We start from the raw sequence: 25,199 nt of genomic DNA on the forward strand, positions 1-25,199 counted from the left end.
GCTTCTCGGCCATGTCAGGGATGGCTTACCGGCAAAGTGCAATGAACCAAAAAAAGACCCGCACAAGGCGGGCCGAAACAACAGCTCAGGCTGTCGAGAGAGAGGCAAGCATCGTGAAAGCGTTTCAGCCAAAGCGCGCGACCGCTTCGCGAGCCAGCTGGCGAATACCGTCCCAGTCGCCGGCATCGATCAGCTTCTTGGGGGTGATCCAGGAGCCCCCTACGCAAAGGACATTGGGCAGCTTGAGGTAGTCCGCCGCGTTGTCCGGGGTGATTCCCCCCGTGGGGCAGAACTTCGCTTCGGGAATCGGCCCGGCGAACGATTTGAGCGCAGCAGCGCCACCGCTCGACTCGGCCGGGAAGAACTTGAACCGCCGGTAGCCGTACTGCCAGCCATTCATCAATTCGGAAATGGTCGCCACCCCCGGCAGCATCGGCACCGGGCTGCTCACACCGTAACGGTACAGCGCATCGGTCGCCCCCGGGGTAACGACGAAATCGACCTCGGCCTGCTCGGCAAGACGATACTGAGCGGTGGTCAGGATGGTACCGGCACCGATGCTGGCCTTGGGCAAGGCCTCGCGCATGCGGCGGATGGCGTCCAGCGCGCAATCGGTACGCAGGGTCACCTCGAGTACCGGCAGCCCGCCCTCGAGCAGGGCGCGACCTAGCGGCACGGCATCTTCCAGGCGCTCGATGGTCAGCACGGGAATGATCTCCGCCTTGGAACAGATGCTGTCCAGTTCGGAAGTACGGGTCGACGGCAGTTGCTTTTCAATGGTCATGTCTGGCTCCGGAAAACGGTTCAGGGCGCCCAGTAAACGGCAAGCGGACAGGCGAGGAAGGCACGGATGGGCAATTCCCGGACGTCGTCGCCGGCCATTGCCCTGGCCAGCACGGCCCGCTTGTCGTCACCGGCAATGTGCAGTACGTGGCGACGCGCCTGATGCAGCAGCCCGGCACTCAAGGTAATGCGCGGCTGGGGTACGCTTGGTGCCCGAACCGCAACCGTGGCCTCGTCGGTGCTCAAGGCCAACCCCAGTTCGCCACTGTCGGGAAACAGCGAAGCGGTATGGCCATCACTTCCCATTCCCAGTATGACCATGCTGGCGGGCCATGGCAGGCAGGCAATACGCTTGGCGACTTCTGGTGCACCAATCTCTGGCGTACCGTCCGCTGTTGTCAGCGAATGAAAGGTTGCCGCTGCCGCCGGCCCCTGGAGCAGGTTCTCGTGGACCAGGCGCGCGTTGCTGTCCTTGGCGTCCTCGGCGACCCAGCGCTCATCGGCAAGGGTCACGTCGACCCGCTGCCAGGGCAGGTCCATGGCAGCAAGGCGGTGAAAGAACGGCACCGGCGTAGAGCCGCCGGAGACCACCAGCAGCGCGCGCTCCTGGGTCGCCAGGTCGGCGCTCAGGGCAGCGGCGACAGACTCGGCGAGCTGTGCCGCCAACTGATCGCGGGGCGCCTCGGACACGGCACAAGAAGTGCTGTCGTTCATGTCAGTAATCCTCGTACCAGGACCGGCCGTCCTGGGTGATCATGGCGATCGAGGCCACTGGCCCCCAGGAGCCGGAGGGATAGCGGCGCGGCGGACGGTCGAGCTGCTCCCAGGCTTCCACCAGTTGATCAGCCCAGCGCCAGGCGTATTCGACCTCATCGCGGCGCACGAACAGATACTGGTTGCCCTTCATGACTTCGAGCAGCAGACGTTCGTAGGCATCTGGAATCCGTGCCTTGGGAAAGGCGCTGTTGAAATCCAGGTGCAGCGGCCCGGGCCGCAGGCGCATGCCCTTGTCGAGACCGCCGTCCTTGGTCAGCACCTCGAGAGCGATGCCCTCTTCCGGCTGCAGGCGAATGATCAACTTGTTGGCAGCCAGGTTGCGCTGGTCCGGATCGAAAATGTAGTGCGGCTGCTGCCGGAAGTGGATGACGATCTGCGACAATTTCTCGGGCATGCGTTTGCCGGTCCGCAGATAGAAGGGCACGCCCGCCCAGCGCCAGTTGGAGACCTCGGTGCGCATGGCGACGAAGGTTTCGGTATGACTGTCGGTGTTGGCGCCTTCCTCGTCGAGGTAGCCGGGAACACTGGTCCCGTTGATTGAGCCGGCGATGTATTGCCCACGCACGACATCACGGCCGACATTCTCGCGATTGAATCGCTTGAGCGCCTTGAGTACCTTGACCTTCTCGTCGCGAATCGCGTCGGCATCCAGGTTGGACGGGGGGTCCATGGCAATCAGGCACAACAACTGCAGAAGATGATTCTGCACCATGTCACGCAACTGCCCCGCCTTGTCGAAATAGCCCCAGCGTCCTTCGATACCCACCTGCTCGGCTACCGTGATTTCCACGTGAGAAATGTGGTTCTGGTTCCACTGGGTGCCGAACAGCGGATTGGCGAAGCGCAGGGCGATCAGGTTCTGGACGGTTTCCTTGCCCAGGTAATGGTCGATGCGATAGACCCGCGTTTCGGGAAACACGACCCCGATGGCATCGTTAATTTCCTGGGACGATTCCAGGTCATAGCCGATCGGCTTTTCGACCACGACCCGCGACTCGTCATCAAGGCTGCCGCTGGCCTGCAGATTGCTGCAGATCGCGCCATAGATGCTGGCCGGCACGGCCAGGTAGACGGTCATCGGCCGCCCGGAGCCTTCGTGCCATTCACGAATGGCCTTGTAGCCCTCGACATCGGTAAAGTCGAGCTTGATGTAATCGAGTCGGTCCAGAAAACGCTTGATGCAGGTCGACTCGAGTTCCGCCGCCTTCACGTACTTCTTGAGCGTTTCCTGAACCTTCTTGCGGAATGCCTCGGCGTCGATATCCTGACGCGCCAGCCCCATGATCCGCGTATCATCGGCAAGCAGGCCATCCCGGTCGAGGTGATACAAGGCCGGATAGAGCTTGCGCAGGGCCAAGTCGCCCATGGCGCCGAACAACGCCAGATCGATGTCAGGCGTGGTGTCTTGAATCATGCCGCGGACCCCTTCAATCTGGTTAAATTACCGATAAAATATGCCAAATACTGATAAAAATGCAAATATTTTGGTAACTTTACTACCAAAGCATGCATAACCTTTCTCGACTATGGCAGCCATAAGTGGCTCGCGCTACGATTTAGCCACAATGTAGTTTAATAACTACATCATGACTTGCACGGAGTAACCCATGGCCAGCCATGATCTTCTCGAACGCATCCGCGAGCGCCTGGACGAGCTCAATCGCTCCGAACGCAAGGTGGCTGACGTCATATTGCAGGACCCGGCGACGGCCACGGGTCTGAGTATAGCGACGCTGGCCCAGGCCGCATCGGTCAGCGAACCGACAGTCAACCGGTTTTGTCGCACCTTCAATGCCAAGGGCTACCCGGACTTCAAGATAAAGCTTGCCCAGAGTCTGGCAGGCGGGACGCTCTACGTCAGTCGCAACGTGGAACGCGACGATGACGCCGCCAGCTATGGCGACAAGATTTTCAGCGCGACAATCGCTGCGCTCGATGAGGCCCGGCGCGCCCTGGACGCCCGCCTGGTCGAGCGCGCCGTCGACTATCTGATCCAGGCCAAGCAGATCAGCTTCTTCGGCCTGGGCGCCTCGGGCCCGGTCGCTCAAGACGCACAGCACAAGTTCTTCCGCTTCAATCTGCCGGTCATCGCCTACGAGGACGTGCTGATGCAGCGCATGGTGGCCGCAGCCAGCCACACCGGCGATGTCATCGTCATCATTTCCTATACCGGCCGCACCCGCGAGCTGGTGGAGATTGCCAGGCTGGCCCGCGAGAATGGCGCCGTGGTGCTGGGCATCACTGCCCCCGGCTCGCCGCTGGCCGCAGAGTGCACCGAAACGCTCAACGTGGTGACCCCGGAGGATACCGACGTCTACATGCCGATGACCTCACGCATGATTCATCTGGCCCTGATCGACGTGCTGGCCACTGGCGTGACACTGCGCCGTGGCGAGGATTTCCTGCCACACCTCAAGAAGATCAAGGACAGTCTGAAGGCCACGCGCTTTCCGCTGGGCGAAACGGAGTGATACCCTGTCGCCAAAAAAGCCGGTGCAGACTTACCCGCACACGGCCAGACGCGTAGGGTTTCCCGTTACGCTCATGGGTCGCCTCGTACACCGAGACGACCGGAAACGGAACGCTTGATGACGACAGCCTCGATTACCCTTCAGGATTGGCGCGCCTGGCAACCGGGTCGTGCCGTGCACGCCGACTCCCGCCTGTCGGTAGAGCCTCGCCCGAGTGGCGCTTCGGTGCCCGCCATGCTGCGCCGACGCCTCAATCCGTCCGGGCGTGCCGTCTGCGACATGCTCGCCGCACTGGACCCCGAGGCACAGCGCATCCTGCTCTATGCCTCGCGGCATGGCGATGGCGAACGCACGCTGGACATGCTCTATGCCCTGACCGAGCAGGAGCCGCTATCGCCGGCTCGGTTCGGCATGTCGGTGCATAACGCCACGCTAGGCGTCCACTCTATCGCCAGCGGCAATCGCCGCTCCCTGCAGGCGATCGCTGCCTCGGGGGCCGAGGTCGCCGCGCTGTTCAGTGAAGCGCGCGGCTATCTTGCCGAAGACGAGCGTGACGTCATTGCCGTGTTCAGCGATGCGCCGGTTCCCGAGCGCTTTGCCGCTCATGTGGCGGAGCCGACCGAACTGGCTGCCGTGGTCCTGCATCTGTCGATCCGTGGCGGGCGCAGCATAGACACCCACACCTGCGCCCTTTCTCAGGCCGGACACGTCCGCGCGCCCCAGCCCGCCGACGTTATCGCCTGGCTACTGGGTGAAGCACCGCTGGTCTGTCCTTCCCGACAACTGGCCTGGACCTTGTCGCCCTGAGACCGGACGCAATCATGGTATTAACGCTGACGGCCGGCATCGACCGCGGCTGGCGCTGTTTCGCGACCGCCCTGGGCTTTTCACTGTTTGCCCTGTGCGCACTGGCGGTCGGGCTAGCCATCGCCCCTCTGGCCCGACTGTGCAGCACCAATCGAGCCTCATCCCAGCGCCGAGTCAGGCGCAGCGTCAAGGCAACGTGCCGAGGTTTCATCGCCTTGCTCAAGGGGCTGCGTCTGATCGACTACCGCTTTGCCCACGCAGAGCGGTTGCAGCAGCCTGGCAGTCTGGTGCTGGCCAACCATCCAACATTGCTGGATGCATTGTTCCTGCTCGCCAGCGTTCCCGATGCCGTCTGTGTGGCCAAGGGGGGCCTGGCCAACCACCCGGTGACGCGCAGCGTCATTCGCGCGGCGGGCTTCATCGCCGACCCGAATCCACGTCGCGTGATTGCAGCCGTCGGCGAAGCGCTGGAAAATGGCCAGTCCGTCATCCTGTTCCCCGAGGGCACCCGGTCGACCCCGGGGCAACCGGTCCGACTGCGACGCAACGGTGCCATGATCGCCGTCATGCGCCGTGCGCTGGTCATCCCGGTACGCATTCGCTGCGAGCCGCCGACCCTGCTCAAGGGCAGCCCCTGGTACCATGTGCCCGCGCAGCGTCCGCGTTTCACCTTCGAGGTGGGAGCTGCCATACAGGAAGACACCGAGACCCCGTCGATGCCGGCAATCATTGAACTCAATCGCCGGCTCGAGACTCTTTTCAACCATGATGCCCCTAAGGATGATATCGCCCATGACGAACGCGCTGGAACTTGAGCTCAAGCAGCTGATCATCGATACCCTGGAACTCGAGGACGTGACGCCTGAGGATATCGACCCGGATGAGCCGCTGTTCGTCGAGGGACTAGGGCTCGACTCCATCGACGCCCTGGAACTGGGCCTGGCATTGCAGAAGACTTACGGCATCAAGCTCGAAGCCGACAGCGAGGAGACCCGCCGGCATTTCGCCAACCTGAGAAGCCTCGCGGCGCTAGTGGAAGCGCGGCGCGTCAAGTAACCCCCACCAAGCCAGCGTGGCCTTTATGCCTTCCCTGCATCGCCCTCCATCACTGCCTCCCGGCCAGCTCCTGCTCGGCGTGCTGGGCCTGGCCTGGCCGGTGCTGGCGCTTATTCTGGTGCCCAGCCTTGGACCTTGGCCCTTACTGGCCGCAGCAGTCGCGCTGGCGTACTGGCGATTGCCGCATAGGCACAAGCCGTGGGGCGCGGTGCTGGCAATGGCAGCCTCGATGGCAGTGCTGTTCGGTCATGCAGAGTTGGGGGTGCGGGCCTGGCCAGTCATTGTCAACGCGACATTGCTGGTCATCTTCGCGGCCAGCCTGCGCCAGGAGCAAAGCGTGATCGAGCGCCTGGCACGTCGCCAGGAACCTGACCTGCCTCCCCGCGGCGTAGCTTATACACGTCGGGTCACCCAGGTCTGGTGCGTGTTCTTCCTGTGCAATGGAGCCGTGGCGCTATGGACCGCACTCTATGCCGACTTGAGGACCTGGTCGCTGTATAACGGCGGTATTGCCTATGGGCTGTGCGGCCTGCTGTTCGCCGGCGAATGGTGTGTTCGACAACGAGTAAGGAAGCGCTCTTGACGCGGCAGATGCAATTGCTTGGCGCCCCCTGGCGACAGGCACCTTCTCACGACATCGTGGCCTGGGACGCCGATCGCGGCGCTCCCGCCCTCGATCAGGCCGGGTTTCACCAATCCATCGGCGCCTGGCAGTACCGGCTGGACGAGCTGGCTCCAACGGGGCAGAGCTGGCTGCTGTACCATCGTGACCCCGTGGCGTTCGCTGCCGCCCTGATCGCCTTGTGGGAACGTGGCGATAGCGCCGTGCTGCCGGCCGACGACCGGCCAGAAACGCTCGACGCCCTGTCGTCTCTGGTCACAGGCCGGCTGGGTGATGTCGCCCAGGGCCACCAGGCCGGTGCGCCACAGGCGCCCCGTTGGGGTCACCTTTGTGCCGACCGAGTGGCCGTGACACTGTTCACCTCGGGCTCGACCGGCGCACCCAAGCAGCTCGACAAGACCTTCGCGCAACTCGACGCCGAGCTATCGGTTCACCGGACCCTGTGGCCACTGGATGGCAGGCTGGTCATCAGCCAGGTCAGCCATCAGCACATCTACGGTTTGCTGTTCGCCATACTCCGACCGCTTTGCGAAGGTGCGCCGATGGCTTCCCGCACGTGCCGCTATCCGGAAACGCTAAGCGCCTGGCTGCAGCACCTTTGCCCCTCCCGTGAGGCCAGCTCGCAGACGCCACGCAGCGCCGTACTGATCAGCGCCCCGCCGCCTCTCGAACGCCTGCCCATTGAGCTCGACTGGCAACGGGCCAGCGAGCGGCTGGCCCGCATCCATTCGTCCGGCGCCCCGCTGAGCGCCGCCGCCAGCGCTCATGCACGAGCCGTGCTGGGTGTCGGTGTCAGCGAGATCTACGGCAGCTCGGAAACCGGAGGTATCGCCTGGCGCGACCAGCAGGTCAGCGATCACTGGACGCCCCTGCCCGGCATCGAGGTGCGCGACGATGCCGAAGGTCGATTGTGGCTACGTTCGCCGTTCCTGCCCGACCCAGGCGCCTGGGAATGCCAGGCCGATCGCATCGCCCCGGTGTCCGGCGGGTTTCGCCTGCTCGGTCGTCGCGACCGGATTGCCAAGGTGGGCGGCAAGCGCTTGTCGTTGTCCGCCATGGACCATGCCCTGCAAACCTGCCACGGCGTGCTGCAGGCGCGTGCCCTGCCCTTGGCTGCTCGCGACAACCGGCTCGGCGCCATCATCCAGCTCAGGGCTGAGTGCGTACCGTACGATCATGCGGCTCGCCGCGACTTGATCCAGGCCCTGCGCAACCGCCTGTTGTCTGCCTTCGAACCGACGGTCATTCCGCGTTATTGGCGCTTCGTCGAGGCCTGGCCGACCAATACCCAAGGCAAGCTGTCGACAGAGATCGTCGCGCAGCTGTTTGCCGACCTGAAGGACCGTCGCCTGCCGCGTTGGCTGGGCTCAGAAGCCGATGACGCCCAAGCATGCCGGATCATCCTCGAAGTGCCTGAGCGGCTTGTCTACTGCCAGGGGCACTTCCCCGAGCAGCCGGTGGTTCCCGGCGTGGTCATGCTGCAGTGGGCCATTGATCTGGCACGCCGGCATCTGGGAGTGGACGGGACGTTCCAGCGCCTGGAGCGGGTCAAGTTTCCGCAATTGCTCCTGCCCGGCGACCGCGTCAGCTTGAGCCTGACCTGGCATCCAGACAGTGAAGGCGGTCGCTTGGCATTCGACCTGTCGGGACGGCGCGGTTGCCACGCCTACGGCAGGATGCGTTTCGCCATGACGGAGGTCAGCCATGCCTCATGATGCGCCGGCCAGGCCCTGCGTCCTCATTCCGGTCTACAACCATGCTGCCGCCATCCAGCGCACCTGCGAGGGGGCGCGCCGTCTGGGCGTGCCGATGCTGCTCGTCGATGACGGCAGCGACCGAGAATGCGCAGCCGTACTCGATGCCTTGGCCGAGGCAGAGGATATCACCCTGGTTCGCCTGCCGACCAATCGTGGCAAGGGCGCCGCTGTCAAGGCGGGCCTGCACGAAGCCGAGCACCTGGGCTTTACCCACGCCCTGCAGGTGGATGCCGACGGCCAGCATGCGCCTGAGGACTTTCCGCCATTCCTGGCGGGCCTGACCGCCACGAGCCGGGAGTTGCGTATCGGTTACCCGCGTTTCGACGACAGTGTGCCCCGGCATCGCTTCTATGCCCGTTACGCTACGCACTTGCTGGTCTGGCTCAACACGCTGTCGTTCGCATTGCGCGACACCATGTGCGGCGTCAAGCTCTATCCGGTTGCCGAGGTCAATCGCCTGACACGTCGCCATGGCTGCGGCAACCGCATGCAGTTTGACACCGAATTGCCGGTCCGTTGGCTGTGGGCCGGGCTGCCCACCTGCAACCTGCCGGTACGCGTGCATTATCCGCTGGATGGCATCTCTCACTTCGCCCTATGGCGCGACAACGTTCAGCTGGCGGCAATGCATGTCCGGCTATTCTTCGGCATGCTCCGGCGGCTGCCCCGCCTGCTAGCAAAACGCGGTTCATCAAGGAAATGACAATGACCACCCATAGCGACCAGCCCCAGCATTGGGCGCGTATCCAGGAATCGGGCACGGTCGCCGGCATGCGCGCCATGGTATGGATTCGCCGCCGGCTCGGACGCCTGCCGTTTCGCCTGATGCTGGGTCTGGTGATCGCTTATTATTATGTGGGCCGTGCCCTGCCACGCCGGGCATCGCGGCGTTATCTCGAGCGCATCTGGCCGCTGCATGCCGGACGTCCCCTGCGTGGCGGCTGGCTGCTCGGCCTGCGCCACTTCATGGCCTTTGGCCAGTCGCTGATGGACAAGGTCGACGCCTGGAGCGGGGTGCCACTCGACGTACGCTTCACCCCCGAGGATCGCGCCTGCCTGGACCAGGCCATCCGCAGCGGGCGCGGCGGACTGATGCTGGTCTCGCACATCGGCAATCTGGAGATCTGTAGCGCAATGAGTGATACCCGCGACGATTTCCACGTCACCCAGCTGATGCATACCCGCAATTCGCGCAAGTTCAATCAGTTGCTGGATCGCTCCACCCTGCGCCGCGGCCCGGAGATCGTCGAGGTCAGCGAGATCACGCCTGCCACGGCCATGCGCCTGGCCGAGCGAATCAACGCCGGCGGCTTCGTGGTGATTGCCGCCGACCGCGTTCCGGTCAACGATAATGGTCGCGTACGTCATCTCGACTTTCTGGGTTCGCCTGCGACGTTTCCCGAGGGTCCTTTCTGGCTGGCTGCCCTGCTGCGCTGCCCCATCTATACGCTGAGCTGCCTGCGCGAGGAAGAGTCCCATCGTGTCGAGTTTCGCCCCTTCGACGACACGACCCACCTGCGCCGCGCCGAGCGTGACGCCTGGCGCGAGGACGCCATGCGCCGTTACGTGGCGTGGCTGACCGACCAGTGTCGGCGCTATCCGCTGCAATGGTTCAACTTCTTTCCCTACTGGCTGACCGATGATCGACACGCAGGCTGATCGCCTCCCCCCGCTGATTCTCGATGGCGCCCCCGTCTCCCTGGACGCGGTAGGCGCTGTCGCCCGGCGCGAGCGCCACGTCATGCTTTCCGGTGACAGGGCATTTCGTGAGCGCATCGAGGCCGGCCCGGCCTTTCTCGACCGCCTGCTCGACGAGGAAGGCGTCGTGTATGGCGTCACTACCGGCTACGGCGATGCCTGCACGCGCAGCGTACCCGCCGAGCAGCTTGCCGATTTGCCGCGCCACCTGTACACCTTTCACGGCTGCGGATTGGGCGACGTGCTCGATGTCGAGGCCAGCCGTGCCGTGGTGCTGGTCCGCCTGGTATCGCTGTGCCGGGGTGTGTCGGGTGTCAGCCTGGAATTGCTCGAGCGCCTGGTGTGGTTGCTCGAGCACGACGTGGTGCCGGTCATTCCCTCGGAGGGCTCGGTAGGTGCCAGTGGCGATCTCACGCCGCTTTCCTACCTGGCTGCCGTGCTGTGCGGCGAGCGCGAGGTCTTCGATGCCGGGCGTCGCCGGCCTGCCTTGGATGCCTTTGCCGAACGTGGCCTGACGCCTTATCGGCTGCGCCCCAAGGAAGGCCTGGCCCTGATGAACGGCACGGCGGTCATGACTGCCCTGGCCTGCCTGGCCTGGGAACGTGCCGAGCGTCTCTCGCACCTTGCCACGCGGATCACCGCCATGAACGTCTGGGCGCTGGACGGCAATCCGTACCACTTCGATGCAGACCTGTTCGCCGCCAAGCCGCATGCCGGCCAGCAGCGCGTGGCCGAACGCCTGCGCCGGGACCTGGCGCAGGGCGACGCCGGCAATGCGCCACGCAATTCGCCGCGCCTGCAGGACCGTTACTCCACGCGCTGCGCCCCACACGTGATCGGCGTGCTGGAGGACAGCCTGCCCTGGCTGCGCAGCTTCATCGAGAACGAACTCAACAGCGCCAACGACAATCCACTGATCGACCCGGTGGCCGGCAAGGTCATGCATGGTGGCCATTTCTATGGCGGGCACATCGCCTTCGCCATGGATTCACTAAAACCGCTGGCGGCCAATGTTGCCGATCTGCTGGATCGCCAGCTCGCGCTGCTGGTGGATACTCGCTACAACCATGGGCTGCCCGCCAACCTGAGTGGCGCATCGACGGCGCGTGCATCGCTCAATCACGGCTACAAGGCGGTACAGATCGGTGTCTCGGCCTGGACCGCCGAGGCGCTCAAGCAGACCCTGCCGGCCAGCGTGTTCTCGCGCTCCACCGAGTGCCACAATCAGGACAAGGTCAGCATGGGGACCATCGCCGCGCGCGATGCGTTACGGGTACTGACGTTGTGCGAGCAGGTCATTGCCGGTGTACTGCATGCCGCCTGCCAGGCCGTGGAATTGCGCCAGCGAACGGGTGCCTCGCCGCCGGTCGCCATTGGCCGCTTCCTGGCGCAGTGCCGGGAACATGTCGCCGGAGTCGAGGAGGACCGTGCACTCGAGGCCGATCTGCGTCACCTGTGCCGACACCAGGCCACGCTCGCCGCAGCGCTTTACCACACCTGACGCTCATCACGGCAACACGAGGCAATACCGATGATTCGTACGCTACTGCTGCTGTTGATAGGGTTGCCGGCCAGCGCCCTGGCTTTCACCCTCGATGACCTCCAGGCCCGTCTGAACCAGACCGACGCGTTGGCGGGTCGTTTCGAGCAACAGCGTCACTTGGCCGACCTGGACACGCAACTGACCAGTCGTGGCCACTTTCGCTACCAGCGCGACGAGCGCATCGTCTGGGTCTTGGAGTCGCCCATCGAGGATCGCCTCGAATTTACGCCCGACTCGGCCGCGAACATCGATGACTCGCTGGGCGGTAACCAGCGCGGGCGCGATCAGGTAGCTGCGCTGCTGCTCGATCTGCTGGGCGGCGACTGGCAAGCGTTACAGACCCACTTCCGGATCGAGCTGAGTGGCGATGCCCGGGATTGGCAGGTCGACCTGACCCCCTTGAGCGACGCCCTGCGCGACCGGCTGTCCGAGATACGGATCGAGGGCGGCGAATACTTGGATGACCTGACGCTGCACGCCGCCAACGGCGATCGACTGCACGTGCGGTTCTTCGATCAGCAGCCAGCGATGAAGGACAAGGATGTCACGCCGTAAGCCGGCGTTGACGTGGCCAAGGGTGGCAGCCTGGCTGTGGGGCGCCGTGCTGCTGGCCTGCGCACTGGGCCTGGCCGCACTGCTGCGCGACGGCCTGCCCGCCGATACGCGCCTGACGGCCATGCTGCCCGAAGACCGGCAATCGCCGCTGATCGAGCGCGCCGACGCCCAACTCGGCCAGTCCTTCGAGGATCGCTTCGTCCTCCTGCTCAGCTCATCCACTCTGAATGCCGACACCCATGTGCTGGCCCAGGCCCTGACCGCAGCCAATGGCAACACGAATCCCCCCTGGCTGGCACGGCTCGATTGGCGCGACACCGATCTGGCCGACCAGGATCCGCGCGATGACCTGGGCCAGTACCGCTACCGCCTGCTCACGCCCGCGCTACGCCAGGCAATCGCCGCTGACGGCGGCCAGTCATTGGTCGAGCCGGCCCTGCGCGAGCTGTTTTCACCGACCGGCCAACCCCAGCCGGTCACCGATCCCTTCGGGTTGCTCGACCACTGGCTGACATTTCTGGATGCCGTTCTGGCGGAGAGCACCGTGCGGCCGCGCGATGGGCTACTGACGCTGCAGGACGATGAGCGTACCTATGCACTGCTGATCGGCCAACTGGCCCGCTCACCCTATGACCTGACGGCCCAGCAGGCACTGACGTCTACCATCGCCGAGTTCGAGCGCGAACATCCCGAGGTTTCGCTGCTGCGCTCGGGGCTGGTCTTTCACGCTGCCACCGGGGCGCGCCAGGCGCGCCAGGAGATCACCACCATCGGCCTGGGGGCGCTGATCGGCCTGGTGGCCGTGCTGTGCTTCGTATTCCGCTCGCCTCGCGTACTTGGCCATATGCTGCTGCCGCTGGTCGGCGGTGTGCTGTTCGCGCTGCCGATCACGCTGCTGCTGTTCGGCCGGCTACACCTGCTGACACTGGCCTTCGGCGCCAGCCTGATCGGTATTGCCATCGACTATGCCCTGCACGTGCAATGTCATCGCGCCGTGCAGGGTACGGCTTTTCGCTTGCGTCCGCTGTTGCCGGGACTGACGTTGGGGCTGGTGTCCAGCCTACTCGCCTATCTTGCCCAGGCATTGACACCGATGCCGGGACTGCGTCAGATGGCCGTATTTGCCGCTCTCGGCCTGCTGGGTGCGTGGCTGACCGTGGTGCTCTGGCTGCCACGCCTGACCTCGCCCGCTCACCCATTCACGGATCGCCTGTCCCGGCGCCTGTGGCAGCTCACCATGCCGCGCCGGCGGCTGCCTCCCCGTCTGGCTACGCTCTTCGCCATTCTACTTGTCAGTCTGGTCGCCTGGCAGCTCGAGGCCGACGATAGCCTGCGCCTGCTCAATCCCTCGCCGGCATCGCTGCTCGAGCAGGAGCAGCAAGTGCAACGCCTGATGGGCAGCAATACCGGCAATCGCTACTATCTAGTCACGGCTCCCAGCGAGGCCGAGGTACTGTCCCGCCTGGTAGCGCTCGGTGCCACCCTGAGTCGTTGGCAGCAGGACGGGGTCAGCCTGCGCTACACCAACCTGGCCGATAGCGTGCCGCCGCCTGAGGTGCAGCAGGCCAACCTGGCCCGGGTACGCCAGCTCTACGGCGAGCCGTTGACCACATTGCTCGAACGCGCCGGGCTGCCTACCCGACTGGCCGAGCAGGCCCGCCAGACGCTACACGACGCCCCTGTACTCGACGTATCATCCTGGCTGGCAACATCGGCTGGCCAAGGCCAGGCCCGCCTGTGGCTCGGCGCTACCGACACACGTGACGCCAGCGAAAAGGAGCCCCGTTTTGCCGCCATGCTGCCGCTCACCGATGTGGATGCTTCCCTAGTGCCACGTCTCGAACGACTGGCGCAAACCCGCGAGGGCGTGAGCTACGTCGATCGCGTCGAGCGGCTTTCCGGCCTGCTGGGTCAGCTACGCCAGCACATCGCCTGGTGGGTAGCCGCCGCGGTAGCCGGGCTGGCCCTGCTGCTGGCCTGGCGTTATCGTCGCTGGACATGGCGAGTGCTGGCACCGCCGCTTGGCGCCATTCTCGGTGTGCTCGGCATCCTTGCCGTGGCCGGCATTCCACTTAACGTCTTCAGCCAATTGGGGCTGCTGCTGGTGCTCGGGATCGGGCTCGATGCGGGGATCTTCAGTGTCGAACATGCCAGGCGCGCCGAGACCTGGCTGGCCATCAGCCTGTCGACACTGACCAGCCTGCTGGCCTTTGGGCTACTGGCCTTCAGCGCCACGCCTGCCCTGCATTACCTGGGGCTATCCTGCCTGATCGGCCTGGCCCTGGTATGGTTGCTGGTGCCGTGGGTGAGGCCCCCTGATGGGGCCAACGTCAAGGAGCCAAGATGACACATGACATTGGTGTCGATACCGACGTGGCGATCATCGGCGCCGGCCCGGCCGGGGCGGCAGCCGCTGCCCTGCTGGTGCGTAGCGGCCTGAGCGTGCACGTGCTCGAGCGCAGTCGCTTCCCGCGCTTCTCGATCGGTGAAAGCTTGCTGCCCCAGTGCATGCAAACCCTCGACGAGGCAGGCCTGCTGTCGGCCGTCGAGGCCGGGGGTTTCCAGCCCAAGAACGGCGCTGTATTCACCCACCGCGCTCATGAGGCAGTCATCGATTTTCGCGACAAGTTCAGTGACGGGTGGGGAACGACCTATCAGGTCGAGCGCGCCGATTTCGATCAGCGCCTGATCGAAGCGGCCGCCGCCCAGGGCGCCCGGGTCGACTTCGGCGTCACCGTTACCGGATTTCGCCCCGATGCGCAGCACCCCTGCCTGACATACTTCGACGAGAGCGGACACGAAGCGACGCTGGCGGCGCGTTTCGTACTCGATGCCAGCGGCTATGGCCGCGTTCTGGCCCGCCTGCTCGGGCTCGGTCGCGATCCACGTCTCGAGCCGCGCATGGCCTTGTTCACCCATGTCGAGGACCACATTCAAGAACCGAATTTCGACCGCGACAAGATCCTTATCGGCGTTCACCCCGAGGACGCCTCGCTGTGGTACTGGTTGATCCCTTTTTCACACGGCCGGGCCTCGGTGGGGGTGGTCGGCGATGTCGATACCTTGTCCGCCCAGGGCGGCGACGCCGAACAGCGCTGGCAACGGCTGATCGAGGCCGAACCCCGCTTTCGCGAACTGCTTCGTGATGCTCGCCCGCTACGCCCGGTGGCCTCGCTTCAGGGCTATTCTGCTGACGTGACTCGCCTCCACGGACCAGGCTACGCCCTGCTCGGCAACGCCGGGGAGTTTCTTGATCCGGTATTTTCATCCGGCGTCACCATCGCGCTACGTTCGGCCCAACAGGCGTCGCCCCTGGTCGTGCGCCAGCTCCGCGGCGATAGCGTCGATTGGCAATGCGAATTCGAGCGTCCGCTGCGCCAAGGGATCGACACGTTTCGTGCCTTCGTGGATGCCTGGTACGACGGCCGCCTGCCATCGATCATCTTTCACGACGCCCACCCCGCCACGATCAAGCGCATGATCAGCTCGGTGCTGGCAGGCTATGCCTGGGACACAAGCAATCCCTTCGTCAGCGCCGCCCGACGGCGCCTGACCACCCTGGCCGAGCTGTGCGGCCACGCTCCCGTAGCGTCAGGAGACAGCCCATGAGCCGACGGCGAATCGTTTCATTGCTCCTGGGGTCCCTGGGCCTGGCAATGCTGGGCCTGGCCGGTTGTTCGCTCACGCCTCCGGTAGCGCCAACCCCCTCGTTCGACAGCGTGGCGACGGCCGACACCTTCAAGCGCCGCCTGACCTTCATGCCCGACGACGCAAGCCAACCCTCCCAGACGTTGATCGGGCTGATCCGCATCGCCGATCATGAGCTGCGCGCCGTGCTGCTGACACCGTACGGCCAGCGCCTGGTCACGCTGGTGAACGACGCCGAGGGCAGCCGCTATCTTGCCGGCGATGTGCCCCAGGCGACCCTCGAGGAAAGGTTGCCCGTACCTGCCGACTGGCTGGCCTCGCGCCTGCAATGGAGCCTGTGGCCGGTTGCCGCGCTGCGCGATGCCTTCGCCGGCAGCGCCTGGTCGATTGCCGTCGAGGGTGAGTCCCGGATCATCCGTCATCATGGTAAGGTCATGGCCCGAATCACGCCGGCCTCGGCAAGTGCCGACACTCGACAGGACGTCCTGCTCGACGACCGCCAGGGCCGCTATCGTCTACACATCACCCCGCTCGAGGAAGCCACGTCATGAGCGAGCGCCACGACCGCCAGCCCTGCCACCTGTCGCCTCCCGGCGTGGTCTGCAGCCTGGGCGATACGCATGAGGCCATTGCCGAGGCGCTGTTCGAAGGCCGCCGTGGACTGAACGTGAGCGATGCCTACACCCCCGGGCGACACCTGCCGTTGGGCAGTGTCATCGGCGATCTGCCCGACGACCGTGACTGGCCGATCCATCAGCGCAGCCGCAACAATCGTCTGCTGGCAGCGGCCCTGGCGCGCCTGGGCGATACCCTCGACATGACCCTGACGCAGTATCCACGAGCGCGCATCGGGGTGGTCATCGGCACCAGCACCTCGGGCATCGGCGAGACCGAAGTCGCCCTGGCGCAGGCCGGGCGCGACGCCCCGTTGCCCGGAGCGTTTCGCTATGCCCATCAGGAACTCGGCGACCCGGCGCGCTTCGTGGCCGAGCGGCTCGGGCTGGAGGGTCCCGCCTATGCGCTTTCCACAGCCTGCAGTTCGAGTGCCCGTGCGCTAGGCAGTGCGCGCCGCCTGCTGCTGTCCGGCGAATGCGATGCAGTAATTGCCGGTGGCGCCGATACGCTCTGCAGGCTCACGGTCAACGGCTTCGCCAGCCTCGAAGCGGTCAGCGACCGGCCCAGCCTTCCGTTCTCGGCCAACCGTGACGGTATCAATCTCGGCGAGGCAGCCGCCCTGTTCGTGCTGACTCGCGAGGCTGGCGGCATCCAGCTCGAAGGCGTCGGCGAAAGTTCGGATGCTTACCATGTTTCCGCACCGCGCCCCGATGGCAGCGGCGCCTTGGCTGCAATGCAGGCGGCCTTGCGCCAGGCCGGACGCTCGCCAGACCAGGTGGACTACTTGAACCTGCATGGCACCGGCACACCCCATAACGACAGCATGGAGGCCAAGGCCGTCCATGCGCTGTTCAGCTCTCCGCCGCCCTGTAGCTCGACCAAGGCATTGACTGGCCATACCCTGGGAGCGGCCGGTGCCTTGGAAGCCGCCTTCTGCTGGCTGGCCCTGCATCATGGGCGATTGCCCCTGCACGTCTATGACGGCCACTACGATCCCGAATTGCCGCCCCTGCCGCTAGCCGAGCGCACCGTCCCCGGCGCCCCGCGCCTGGCCCTGAGCAACTCGTTCGCCTTTGGCGGCAACAATGCCGCGCTGCTGTTGGGACGTGCGCAATGAACGGCTCCGCCCTGCCAACGCTGCCCTGTCCCATCACTCCTTTCGTGCCCCATGCGCAAGGCATGTGCCTGCTCGAGCGTATCGTCGAGGTCGATGAGACGCACCTGGCCGCCGAGGCGACCCCCGAGGCACAGGACCTGTTCTGTTGGGAGGCTGCCATTCCTGCCTGGGTGGGCCTGGAGTGGATGGCCCAGGCAGTGGCGGCCTGGGCCGGTTGGCAGGCCGCTGCACAGGGAAAGTCGCCCACTGTAGGATTTCTGGTAGGTACACGACGTTTCGAGACCGTGGCCGACGAGTTTCCGGTGGAAAGAACATACCGGGTATCAGTCAGCCTCGACTTTCGAGCCGACAACGGGCTGGGCCAGTTCCGGGGGACCATCGAAGACGGCACGACACTTTTGGCCGAGGGCAGCCTGACGGTTTACGTGCCGGCCTCCCCGGCGCCTGGCGATCCTGTGATTTCACGAGCGACAACATGACCGACACCATTCTGATTACCGGCTCGAGCCGGGGCATCGGCCGCGCCATCGCCCTGCGCCTGGCACATGATGGATTCGACATCGTACTGCACTGCCGCCAGCGTCGCGGCGCGGCGGACGACGTAGCCGACGAGATTCGCCTCATGGGCCGCCAGGCACGCGTGCTATGCTTCGATGTGGCCGACCGCGACGCGGCGCGTGAGACGATCGAGTCGGATATCGAGGCCCATGGCGCCTACTACGGTGTCGTCTGCAACGCCGGCATCACTGCCGATGGCGCCTTTCCCGCCCTCTCCGACGAGGCCTGGGACAGCGTCATCCACACCAACCTCGACGGCTTCTACAATGTGGTGAAGCCGCTGGTCATGCCCATGATTCGCCGCCGCGCACCGGGGCGTATCGTGGTGATGTCCTCGGTATCGGGTCTGATGGGCAACCGCGGCCAGGTCAACTACAGCGCCGCCAAGGCTGGCCTGATCGGCGCCGTCAAGGCGCTCGCGGTGGAGCTGGCCAAGCGCCGCATCACGGTGAACTGCGTGGCGCCGGGCATGATCGATACCGATATGAGCGATGAACGGGTCCGTGAGGAAGCGCTCAAGGTCATTCCCATGCAGCGCACCGGCACCAGCGAGGAGGTCGCCGGCACGGTCGGCTTCCTGTGCTCGCCGGATGCGTCTTACATTACCCGACAGGTGATCGCCGTGAATGGCGGGATGTGCTAATCGACCAATGGCGCCTGCGAAGTGCTTATCGCCCCGGTAGAATGCTTCGATCCATGCAAGCTCAGGACTCCCTCATGAACCGACTGACTTGCGGCCTGCTTCTCGCGATGATGCCGCTCCTCGCCCAGGCCGCGACACCGGAAGAATGGCAAACCTGGCAGGCGGATACGCCGGCCTTCCAGAGCCGGGTCGAACAGAGCCGCTGGCTGCCCGAGGCAGAAACCCGCGTCCATGCCGATGGTGAACTGCTCTACACCCCGACACAATCGCTGGCCTGGCAATGGGTCACGCCGCAGCCCCGTATCGTCGCACTGGACATGACGGGACAGTTCGTGGAGTTGACCCCCGATGTCCCCGAGCTTTCCGTGGTCCCTCTGAGCGAAACCGACGACGGCCTGCCCGAGGAACGCCAGGTTATCCGCCTGCTTTTCCAACTCCTGCAGGGCAACCTCTCTGCCCTTCGCGAGCGCTATCACCTGCTGCTGGACGGTGAGCGCGAAGACTGGCAACTGATATTGCTGCCCCGGGACCGCAGCGAGGGCGCCCTCAAGAAGGTAGCCGTCGAGGGAGGTCGCTTCATCGAATCGCTGCAGTTCGTGTCGGCACAAGACAATGAACTTTCGCTGACCCTGAGCGATCCCCAGCCACCGGTAGAGGCCCGGGGTGCCCAGTTGCTGGCGGAATCGCTGACCACAGACACCATCGACAGTACCGACACTACCATGCAAGGTGACGATTCACCCGACCACAGCGCGTCCGCGGGTCCTGCCGCCTCGGATGACTAATCGAAACCCGGGCTAAGCTTTCGGCGCAACGGGCCGATAATCGTTACAGCGCACTTTGTTTTTCCCTCACGTTGCCGTAACGAACCTGGAGAAGTCCGTGAGAATTGCGATTGTCATCGTCGTGCTGGCGACCCTGGCGCTGGGCGCGCTGGGTATTGCCCAAAGCGATCTTTCCTGGCCCCTGGCACCCGAGTCCCTGGTCTCGCTGGGGCTGTTTGGCCTGGCCCTGATCGCCGGCATGGGTGTACTGCTGTTGCTGGTCACGCTGGTGGCCCATCAGGGGCGCCAACAGCGCTCCCTGCTTGATAGTCTGGATGCTCAGCGCCGTCAGCAACGCAGCCTGGAAACCGCCCAACTGATGAGGCACTTCGTGCATCAGGCCGAAGCGCTACTCGAGAAGGACAGTCTCGATCCCAACAAGCGCAGCGTGCAGCGTTGCCTTGCCGTGGATGCCCTGCGCGGCAATACGGGACGCGGCGATCCCAATTATCACCGCCTGGGCCGACTGTTCGAATGGCTGGCGGACGAGGCCGACGAGGCCAAGAGCGATGGCGCCCGTACTCGCTTGATAGACCCTGTACTCCGTCAATATGCGGAAATTGCCGAGCAACTGTGTCGCATCGGCGAAGCCGACGAGGAGCGGCTGGCGGCGTTCATGCGCTTCCAGCCGCAACCCCCCAAGGTCAGTGACACCGTGGCTCAGTAACCTTCGACCACGGCCGTGACGGTGATTTCCACCTTGAGTTCATCCGCCGGCATGGGCGCAGTCACGCAGGTCCGCGCCGGTGCATGCCCCTCGGGCACCCAGGCATCCCACACCTCGTTCATGGCCGCAAAGTCGCTGCCTTCCTTCAGGTAGATAGTCGCCGTCAGCAGACGATCACGGCCGGACCCGATCTCTTCGAGCAAGGCATCGACCCGTGCCAACATGCTGCGCGTCTGCTCCTGGATATCGCCATGCCGGGCTTCCGGTCCGGCCACCTGGCCGCACAGGTAGGCGACGCCATTGTGGATGACGGCACGGCTCATGCGGGCCTTGGTATCGTGACGCTGGATCATCTCTGGTTCCTCGAATAAGGTGGATTAGCGCAGCAACAGTAACGGAGTCTCTGCGCTGCGCAGCATGTCGGTCGTGGTGCTGCCGACCAGCAGGTGGCGAATGCGCGAGTGGCCATAGGCCCCCATCACCAGCAGGTCGATGTCATGTTCGCGCTGATAGTCGTGCAGGGTAGACTCGACCTCACCGGCACGTATCTCGCCATGCGCATCGACCCCGGCAGTTTCGAGCGTGCGCACCGCCCAGTCCAGTTGCGCCTGGACATCGGCTATCTCGGCCCCCACCGTTACCACATGACAGGTCAGCCCCTTCAGGAGCGGGCTGGCTGCCAGTGTCTCGATGCCCTTGCAGGTGGTCTTGCTGCCATCGAAGGCGATCATGACCCGCTCGGGGGTCTTGAAGCCCTCGGGCACCATGAGGATCGGCCGGTGCAGGGCGCGAACCACGCGCTCCAGATTGGATCCCAGGTGCTCGCTAGCCTTGTGTGCCGCCTCGCCGCGCTTGCCGAGCACCAGCAGACGAATCTCCCCTTCCAGGTCGGCCAAGGTTTCGACCAGTTCACCGTTGCGCTGGCGCGCCCTGGGCGACTCGGCCCCCTGCGCGATGGCACGGTCGCGCGCGGCCTCGAGCATCAAGCGGCCCTGCTCCTGGGCCAGGCGTGCACGCTTCTCATCCAGCGAGGCGAGCTCTTCAAGCAGGTGCTCGCGACTGCCCAGGCCGATGCTGCCCGACAGATCGCCCTCGTCGGGTGGTGGATGATTGTCCAATACATGCAGGAATGTCAGCGGCGCCTCGAGTCGCTGGCTCGCCCAGGTCCCATAGTCGCAGACGGCAGAGGCATAACCGGAACCGTCGATGCAGGCCGTTACGTGTTCGCTCATCGTGCTCGTTCCTTCTTGTCGTCTTGAGTCATTCTAGGATGCCTACGCATGTCGAAGTACCTAGTGGCCACCCATCATCTTCTCGACGGCCTCTGGCTTGTCGTGGACGGCAAAGCGGTCGACGATCGTCGCACTGGCTTCGTTCAGGCCCACGATCTCGACCTCGGTACCTTCGCGGCGGAACTTGATCACTACCTTGTCCAGCGCACCTACCGCAGTAATGTCCCAGAAATGGGCCCGCGACAGGTCGATGCGCACACGCTCGAGGGTTTCCTTGAAGTCGAAGGCATCGACGAAGCGATCAGCCGAGGTGAAGAACACCTGACCGATGACCTGATAGTGGCGGGTACGTCCGTCATCGCTCGTTTCGCTACCGACGTAGAGCACCTGCCCCACCTTGTTGGCAAAGAACAGCGATGCCAGCAACACACCGACGAACACGCCGATAGCCAGGTTATGGGTGGCGACCACCACGGCCACCGTGGCCAGCATGACAATATTGGTGCTCATCGGGTGCTTCTTCAGGTCGCGCAGCGATTCCCAACTGAACGTTCCGATGGACACCATGATCATCACCGCCACCAACGCCGCCATGGGAATCTGCGATACCCAGTCGCTGAGGAACACCACCAGCAGCAACAGACCGACCCCGGCAATCAGCGTGGACAGGCGCGTTCGGCCGCCGGATTTCACGTTGATCACCGACTGGCCGATCATCGCGCAACCGGCCATGCCGCCCAATAGCCCGGCACCGATATTGGCCAGCCCCTGCCCCTTGCATTCACGATTCTTGTCGCTGGGCGTATCGGTCAGTTCATCGACAATGGTCGCCGTCATCATCGACTCGAGCAGGCCCACCACGCACAGCATGATCGAGTACGGGAAGATGATCACCAACGTCTCGAGCGTCAGCGGCACCTCCGGCCACAGGAAGACGGGCAATGCATCGGGCAGTTCCCCCATGTCGCCGACGGTACGGATATCCATGCCGCTCATCAGGTAGACGATGGTCAGCACGACGATGCACACCAGCGGTGACGGCACTGCCTTGCCGATCTTCGGTAACAGCGGGAACAGATAGATGATGCCGAGCCCCGCGGCGGTCATGGCATACACGTGCCAGGTGACGCCCGTCAGCTCGGGCAACTGCGCCATGAAGATCAGGATCGCCAGGGCATTGACGAAGCCAGTCACCACCGAGCGTGACACGAAACGCATCAGTTCGCCCAGGCGCAGGTAACCGGCGCCAATCTGCAGCACCCCGGTAAGCAGCGTGGCCGCGAGCAGATATTCGAGACCATGCTCGCGCACCAGCGTCACCATGAGCAGCGCCATGGCGCCGGTAGCCGCCGAGATCATCGCCGGACGTCCACCGGCGAAGGCGGTGATCACGGCGATGCAGAACGAAGCGTAGAGGCCGACCTTGGGGTCGACTCCAGCAATAATGGAGAAGGCGATGGCCTCGGGTATCAGCGCCAGGGCGACGACGATACCGGCAAGGGTGTCGTTCTTCAGGTTGGAAAACCAGGTCTGTCGTAGGGAGCGGATCATTCTCGATTCCGTGATTGTCAGCCGCTCACGCTTCCGCATTGGGCAGGCGCCCCATGGCAGGAAGAGCATCGCAGCGGAATTTCGTATTACAGGCAGGCCGTATGACACTGCCAACGTGACACAAGGTACGCGCTGGACATGAGCGGAGAATGACGAGACGAGCCCATGCCATCGCAGCATGCAGAGGGCATGCGGAGGGAGGTCAGGCGCTAGGGTGGACTACAGCCGGCATTGGATGAAGGCATCGGGATGGCGCTTCCGGTCATGGATGTCATCGACGAATGCGACCATGGCCGCAATCGTCCAAGTGGCAAGGCGCGGAGTCTAACAGGTTTGCCCGATACGTTCACGACCGAGCGGCGGAGTGAGCCGGGGCGGATGGTGCTGAACGAGCCTGGCGCTCCAGTCGTCGCTCGATCAGGCCCTTGGTCAACAGCGTTCCCAGCACCACCGCACCACCGATGAATGCCAACGATGAGGGCGTTTCATCGAGGACCCACCAGACCCACAGCGTGCCGGCCACGGTTTCGAGCAGCATCAACAGGCTGACGTCGGCCGCCGGCAGGTAGAGTGGCCCGCGCTGGATCAGGGTAAAGCCCAGCGGCAACAGCACCAGGCACAACAGTGCCAGCCAGCCTGCTTGCGACACTGATGGCAGTATTACGCTGCCTTGCAGCGTCGCCAAGGGCAAGGCCGCCAGCACCAGCAACAGGCCCGAGACGACCAGCATTGGGCTCATGTCGACGTGAGGACGGGTTCGACACAGCGTGAAATTCGCCGCCATCGAGACGGCGGCGAGCAGCGCAAAGGCATTGCCCAGCCAGGAGCCGGGGCCAGCGTCGTCGAGCACGATCAACGACGTGCCCGCCAGGCACAGCAGAATCGCCAACCAGGTCCGCCACGGCAAGCGCTCGTGCAGGAAGACACGCGACAGCAAGGCGGCAATCAATGGCGTGCCGGCCAGGATCATCAGCACGTTGCCCCCCTTGGTGTACTGATTTCCCAGCACGAAGCCGACATTGGACAGGCTGAAGAATGCCGCCACGCCTAGCCCGGTGAGGCCACAACGCCGAAACATCGCCCCTATGTTTCGGCCACTGCGCAGCAGAAGCACGAGCAACATGCCCAGCGCAAACAGCGCCCCTCGCCAGAACAGGACCTGGCTGTCGGGCATGCCGACCAGCTTGATCAACAGGGCATCGGGAGAAATGATCAGCGGGCCCGCTGCCGTCATCAGCAGGCCTTTCTGGCGCAGGGACAAGGAAGAAAACGACAAGATAACCTCTCGGTCGGCAACGATCGGCCATTCAGCCTGAGCGTATTCCATGGCTCGGGCAAGCCGGATCGAGGGTCAGCCCAGGTCAGTGCCGTCGCCACCCTGCTCGGTACGCTGCGTGGTGGGCGACGTCCGGTCCGCCGGTGCTGGGCGAGCGCCTCCCTGCCCCATCGTCTTGAATACGTCCAGGATGTCCATGGGCAGTGGGAACACGATCGTCGAGGCGTTGCGGTTGCTCATGTCGCTCATGGTCTGCAGATAGCGCAGCTGCAACGCCGCCGGATTGGCCGACATCACGTTGGCCGCCTCGACCAGTTTCTGCGAGGCCTGCAGTTCGCCCTCGGCATGGATCACCTTGGCACGCCGCTCACGCTCGGCCTCGGCCTGGCGAGCAATGGCACGGATCATGCTCTCGTCGAGATCGACGTGCTTGATCTCGACATTGGCGACCTTGATCCCCCAATCCTCGGTCTGGGTATCGATGATTTCCTGAATATCGTCATTGAGTTTGTCGCGCTCGGACAGCATCTCGTCGAGATCATGCTTGCCGAGCACCGAACGCAACGTGGTCTGCGCCAGTTGACTGGTGGCAACGATGAAGTTCTCGACCTGAATGATGGCCTTCTCGGGATCGACGACCCGGAAATACAGCACGGCATTGACGCGCACGGTGACGTTATCCTGGGAGATCACGTCCTGTTCCGGCACATCCATGGTAATGACTCGCAGGTCGACCACTTCCATCTTCTGGATCAGCGGGATGATGATGAACAGCCCCGGCCCCTTGACCGCCTGGTAGCGCCCCAGGAAGAACACCACGCCGCGCTTGTACTCGGGAAGGATGCGGATCGAAGCCGCGATCAGCAACACGACCAGCACGATGGGCACGAGATAGGAAATCATCATGACGACCTCCGGAAAGGTTAAGCTCTGTCTGAAAAATCGGCGAGCGATAGCCAGACAAGGCAAAAATTGACGAAAGAGCGGTGTTTACGTGGG

At 64.3% G+C, this 25,199-nt stretch carries 26 protein-coding genes; 18 read left to right on the plus strand and 8 right to left on the minus strand.

Annotated features, from left to right (window positions below; all coding sequences use genetic code 11):
* Positions 1 to 124 precede the first annotated feature (124 nt).
* Genes BM194_RS00525 through zwf form a run of 3 tightly spaced genes read right to left on the minus strand, consistent with a single transcriptional unit; the run spans position 125 to position 2,974 of the window.
* The gene (locus tag BM194_RS00525; RefSeq protein WP_092842689.1) at positions 125 to 784 is read right to left on the minus strand and encodes a bifunctional 4-hydroxy-2-oxoglutarate aldolase/2-dehydro-3-deoxy-phosphogluconate aldolase; all 660 of its coding nucleotides are present in this window, start codon (positions 782 to 784) and stop codon (positions 125 to 127) included.
* A gap of 20 nt (positions 785 to 804) precedes the next feature.
* The gene (gene pgl, locus BM194_RS00530; protein ID WP_177223299.1) at positions 805 to 1,497 is read right to left on the minus strand and encodes a 6-phosphogluconolactonase; all 693 of its coding nucleotides are present in this window, start codon (positions 1,495 to 1,497) and stop codon (positions 805 to 807) included.
* 1 nt (position 1,498) lies between these two features.
* Positions 1,499 to 2,974, minus strand: a complete 1,476-nt coding sequence (gene zwf, locus BM194_RS00535; protein WP_092842690.1) for a glucose-6-phosphate dehydrogenase — start codon at positions 2,972 to 2,974, stop codon at positions 1,499 to 1,501.
* 193 nt (positions 2,975 to 3,167) lie between these two features.
* Here zwf and BM194_RS00540 point away from each other — a divergent pair, with 193 nt between their 5' ends.
* The 18 genes from BM194_RS00540 (at position 3,168) to BM194_RS00625 (ending at position 20,141) form a co-directional block, all read left to right on the plus strand.
* A complete protein-coding gene (locus BM194_RS00540; protein ID WP_092842691.1) occupies positions 3,168 to 4,031 on the plus strand; it encodes a MurR/RpiR family transcriptional regulator in 864 nt (287 codons plus the stop codon).
* Between the two features lie 117 nt (positions 4,032 to 4,148).
* Positions 4,149 to 4,838, plus strand: coding sequence for a beta-ketoacyl synthase chain length factor (locus BM194_RS00545; protein WP_092842692.1), 690 nt, complete (start codon positions 4,149 to 4,151; stop codon positions 4,836 to 4,838).
* A 14-nt stretch (positions 4,839 to 4,852) separates the two neighbouring features.
* Complete coding sequence (locus BM194_RS00550; RefSeq protein ID WP_092842693.1) at positions 4,853 to 5,653, plus strand: lysophospholipid acyltransferase family protein; 801 nt, start codon at positions 4,853 to 4,855, stop codon at positions 5,651 to 5,653.
* Entirely contained in the window at positions 5,631 to 5,894 is a 264-nt protein-coding gene (locus BM194_RS00555; protein ID WP_092842694.1) for a phosphopantetheine-binding protein, read from the plus strand. The genes BM194_RS00550 and BM194_RS00555 overlap by 23 nt, the downstream gene beginning before the upstream one ends.
* A 25-nt stretch (positions 5,895 to 5,919) precedes the next feature.
* Positions 5,920 to 6,477, plus strand: a complete 558-nt coding sequence (locus BM194_RS00560) for a COG4648 family protein (protein ID WP_092842695.1) — start codon at positions 5,920 to 5,922, stop codon at positions 6,475 to 6,477.
* Complete coding sequence (locus BM194_RS00565; RefSeq protein ID WP_092842696.1) at positions 6,474 to 8,231, plus strand: ApeI family dehydratase; 1,758 nt, start codon at positions 6,474 to 6,476, stop codon at positions 8,229 to 8,231. The genes BM194_RS00560 and BM194_RS00565 overlap by 4 nt, the downstream gene beginning before the upstream one ends.
* Positions 8,221 to 8,976 carry a glycosyltransferase family 2 protein gene (locus BM194_RS00570; RefSeq protein ID WP_092842697.1) on the plus strand — a complete coding sequence of 252 codons (756 nt, stop codon included), beginning with the start codon at positions 8,221 to 8,223 and terminating at the stop codon, positions 8,974 to 8,976. The genes BM194_RS00565 and BM194_RS00570 overlap by 11 nt, the downstream gene beginning before the upstream one ends.
* A 2-nt stretch (positions 8,977 to 8,978) precedes the next feature.
* A complete protein-coding gene (locus tag BM194_RS00575) occupies positions 8,979 to 9,932 on the plus strand; it encodes an LpxL/LpxP family acyltransferase (protein ID WP_092842698.1) in 954 nt (317 codons plus the stop codon).
* A complete protein-coding gene (locus BM194_RS00580) occupies positions 9,913 to 11,472 on the plus strand; it encodes an HAL/PAL/TAL family ammonia-lyase (RefSeq protein WP_092842699.1) in 1,560 nt (519 codons plus the stop codon). Before BM194_RS00575 ends, BM194_RS00580 begins: the two co-directional genes overlap by 20 nt.
* A 30-nt stretch (positions 11,473 to 11,502) precedes the next feature.
* On the plus strand, positions 11,503 to 12,069 hold the full coding sequence (locus BM194_RS00585) for a LolA family protein (RefSeq protein ID WP_092842700.1): 567 nt from the start codon (positions 11,503 to 11,505) through the stop codon (positions 12,067 to 12,069).
* A complete protein-coding gene (locus tag BM194_RS00590; protein ID WP_092842701.1) occupies positions 12,056 to 14,416 on the plus strand; it encodes an MMPL family transporter in 2,361 nt (786 codons plus the stop codon). The genes BM194_RS00585 and BM194_RS00590 overlap by 14 nt, the downstream gene beginning before the upstream one ends.
* Positions 14,413 to 15,678: an NAD(P)/FAD-dependent oxidoreductase gene (locus BM194_RS00595; protein WP_092842702.1), complete on the plus strand. Its 1,266-nt coding sequence runs from the start codon at positions 14,413 to 14,415 to the stop codon at positions 15,676 to 15,678. Before BM194_RS00590 ends, BM194_RS00595 begins: the two co-directional genes overlap by 4 nt.
* Positions 15,675 to 16,268, plus strand: coding sequence for a DUF3261 domain-containing protein (locus BM194_RS00600; protein ID WP_092842703.1), 594 nt, complete (start codon positions 15,675 to 15,677; stop codon positions 16,266 to 16,268). The genes BM194_RS00595 and BM194_RS00600 overlap by 4 nt, the downstream gene beginning before the upstream one ends.
* Positions 16,265 to 17,449, plus strand: coding sequence for a beta-ketoacyl-ACP synthase (locus tag BM194_RS00605; protein WP_092842704.1), 1,185 nt, complete (start codon positions 16,265 to 16,267; stop codon positions 17,447 to 17,449). Before BM194_RS00600 ends, BM194_RS00605 begins: the two co-directional genes overlap by 4 nt.
* A complete protein-coding gene (locus BM194_RS00610; protein WP_092842705.1) occupies positions 17,446 to 17,928 on the plus strand; it encodes a hotdog family protein in 483 nt (160 codons plus the stop codon). The genes BM194_RS00605 and BM194_RS00610 overlap by 4 nt, the downstream gene beginning before the upstream one ends.
* Complete coding sequence (gene fabG / locus BM194_RS00615; RefSeq protein ID WP_092842706.1) at positions 17,925 to 18,650, plus strand: 3-oxoacyl-ACP reductase FabG; 726 nt, start codon at positions 17,925 to 17,927, stop codon at positions 18,648 to 18,650. The genes BM194_RS00610 and fabG overlap by 4 nt, the downstream gene beginning before the upstream one ends.
* 74 nt (positions 18,651 to 18,724) lie before the next feature.
* The gene (locus tag BM194_RS00620) at positions 18,725 to 19,435 is read left to right on the plus strand and encodes a LolA family protein (RefSeq protein ID WP_092842707.1); all 711 of its coding nucleotides are present in this window, start codon (positions 18,725 to 18,727) and stop codon (positions 19,433 to 19,435) included.
* A gap of 97 nt (positions 19,436 to 19,532) precedes the next feature.
* Entirely contained in the window at positions 19,533 to 20,141 is a 609-nt protein-coding gene (locus BM194_RS00625) for a hypothetical protein (RefSeq protein WP_092842708.1), read from the plus strand.
* Here BM194_RS00625 and BM194_RS00630 read toward each other — a convergent pair.
* From BM194_RS00630 to BM194_RS00650, 5 genes are all read right to left on the minus strand, one after another.
* The gene (locus BM194_RS00630) at positions 20,135 to 20,494 is read right to left on the minus strand and encodes a RidA family protein (RefSeq protein ID WP_092842709.1); all 360 of its coding nucleotides are present in this window, start codon (positions 20,492 to 20,494) and stop codon (positions 20,135 to 20,137) included. The genes BM194_RS00625 and BM194_RS00630 overlap by 7 nt on opposite strands.
* Positions 20,495 to 20,518: 24 nt before the next feature.
* On the minus strand, positions 20,519 to 21,373 hold the full coding sequence (locus BM194_RS00635; RefSeq protein WP_092842710.1) for a universal stress protein: 855 nt from the start codon (positions 21,371 to 21,373) through the stop codon (positions 20,519 to 20,521).
* Between the two features lie 60 nt (positions 21,374 to 21,433).
* Positions 21,434 to 22,924: a SulP family inorganic anion transporter gene (locus tag BM194_RS00640; RefSeq protein WP_092842711.1), complete on the minus strand. Its 1,491-nt coding sequence runs from the start codon at positions 22,922 to 22,924 to the stop codon at positions 21,434 to 21,436.
* Between the two features lie 346 nt (positions 22,925 to 23,270).
* Entirely contained in the window at positions 23,271 to 24,200 is a 930-nt protein-coding gene (locus BM194_RS00645) for a DMT family transporter (protein ID WP_092843021.1), read from the minus strand.
* 75 nt (positions 24,201 to 24,275) lie between these two features.
* On the minus strand, positions 24,276 to 25,106 hold the full coding sequence (locus BM194_RS00650) for a slipin family protein (RefSeq protein WP_092842712.1): 831 nt from the start codon (positions 25,104 to 25,106) through the stop codon (positions 24,276 to 24,278).
* Positions 25,107 to 25,199: the final 93 nt, after the last annotated feature.

Source organism: Modicisalibacter xianhensis (genome assembly GCF_900113605.1).
In the GTDB taxonomy this organism is placed as follows: domain Bacteria; phylum Pseudomonadota; class Gammaproteobacteria; order Pseudomonadales; family Halomonadaceae; genus Modicisalibacter; species Modicisalibacter xianhensis.

What these genes read in the sequence shown, in the direction of transcription:
- BM194_RS00640 (WP_092842711.1), bottom strand. Translation starts at nt 22,924, where the DNA reads ATGATCCGCTCCCTACGACAGACCTGGTTTTCCAACCTGAAGAACGAC.
- BM194_RS00555 (WP_092842694.1), top strand. Translation starts at nt 5,631, where the DNA reads ATGACGAACGCGCTGGAACTTGAGCTCAAGCAGCTGATCATCGATACC.
- BM194_RS00620 (WP_092842707.1), top strand. Translation starts at nt 18,725, where the DNA reads ATGAACCGACTGACTTGCGGCCTGCTTCTCGCGATGATGCCGCTCCTC.
- BM194_RS00580 (WP_092842699.1), top strand. Translation starts at nt 9,913, where the DNA reads ATGATCGACACGCAGGCTGATCGCCTCCCCCCGCTGATTCTCGATGGC.
- BM194_RS00595 (WP_092842702.1), top strand. Translation starts at nt 14,413, where the DNA reads ATGACACATGACATTGGTGTCGATACCGACGTGGCGATCATCGGCGCC.
- BM194_RS00540 (WP_092842691.1), top strand. Translation starts at nt 3,168, where the DNA reads ATGGCCAGCCATGATCTTCTCGAACGCATCCGCGAGCGCCTGGACGAG.
- BM194_RS00635 (WP_092842710.1), bottom strand. Translation starts at nt 21,373, where the DNA reads ATGAGCGAACACGTAACGGCCTGCATCGACGGTTCCGGTTATGCCTCT.
- BM194_RS00605 (WP_092842704.1), top strand. Translation starts at nt 16,265, where the DNA reads ATGAGCGAGCGCCACGACCGCCAGCCCTGCCACCTGTCGCCTCCCGGC.
- BM194_RS00630 (WP_092842709.1), bottom strand. Translation starts at nt 20,494, where the DNA reads ATGATCCAGCGTCACGATACCAAGGCCCGCATGAGCCGTGCCGTCATC.
- BM194_RS00575 (WP_092842698.1), top strand. Translation starts at nt 8,979, where the DNA reads ATGACCACCCATAGCGACCAGCCCCAGCATTGGGCGCGTATCCAGGAA.
- BM194_RS00560 (WP_092842695.1), top strand. Translation starts at nt 5,920, where the DNA reads ATGCCTTCCCTGCATCGCCCTCCATCACTGCCTCCCGGCCAGCTCCTG.
- BM194_RS00550 (WP_092842693.1), top strand. Translation starts at nt 4,853, where the DNA reads ATGGTATTAACGCTGACGGCCGGCATCGACCGCGGCTGGCGCTGTTTC.
- zwf (WP_092842690.1), bottom strand. Translation starts at nt 2,974, where the DNA reads ATGATTCAAGACACCACGCCTGACATCGATCTGGCGTTGTTCGGCGCC.
- BM194_RS00525 (WP_092842689.1), bottom strand. Translation starts at nt 784, where the DNA reads ATGACCATTGAAAAGCAACTGCCGTCGACCCGTACTTCCGAACTGGAC.
- pgl (WP_177223299.1), bottom strand. Translation starts at nt 1,497, where the DNA reads ATGAACGACAGCACTTCTTGTGCCGTGTCCGAGGCGCCCCGCGATCAG.
- BM194_RS00585 (WP_092842700.1), top strand. Translation starts at nt 11,503, where the DNA reads ATGATTCGTACGCTACTGCTGCTGTTGATAGGGTTGCCGGCCAGCGCC.
- BM194_RS00590 (WP_092842701.1), top strand. Translation starts at nt 12,056, where the DNA reads ATGTCACGCCGTAAGCCGGCGTTGACGTGGCCAAGGGTGGCAGCCTGG.
- fabG (WP_092842706.1), top strand. Translation starts at nt 17,925, where the DNA reads ATGACCGACACCATTCTGATTACCGGCTCGAGCCGGGGCATCGGCCGC.
- BM194_RS00570 (WP_092842697.1), top strand. Translation starts at nt 8,221, where the DNA reads ATGCCTCATGATGCGCCGGCCAGGCCCTGCGTCCTCATTCCGGTCTAC.
- BM194_RS00610 (WP_092842705.1), top strand. Translation starts at nt 17,446, where the DNA reads ATGAACGGCTCCGCCCTGCCAACGCTGCCCTGTCCCATCACTCCTTTC.
- BM194_RS00600 (WP_092842703.1), top strand. Translation starts at nt 15,675, where the DNA reads ATGAGCCGACGGCGAATCGTTTCATTGCTCCTGGGGTCCCTGGGCCTG.
- BM194_RS00650 (WP_092842712.1), bottom strand. Translation starts at nt 25,106, where the DNA reads ATGATGATTTCCTATCTCGTGCCCATCGTGCTGGTCGTGTTGCTGATC.
- BM194_RS00545 (WP_092842692.1), top strand. Translation starts at nt 4,149, where the DNA reads ATGACGACAGCCTCGATTACCCTTCAGGATTGGCGCGCCTGGCAACCG.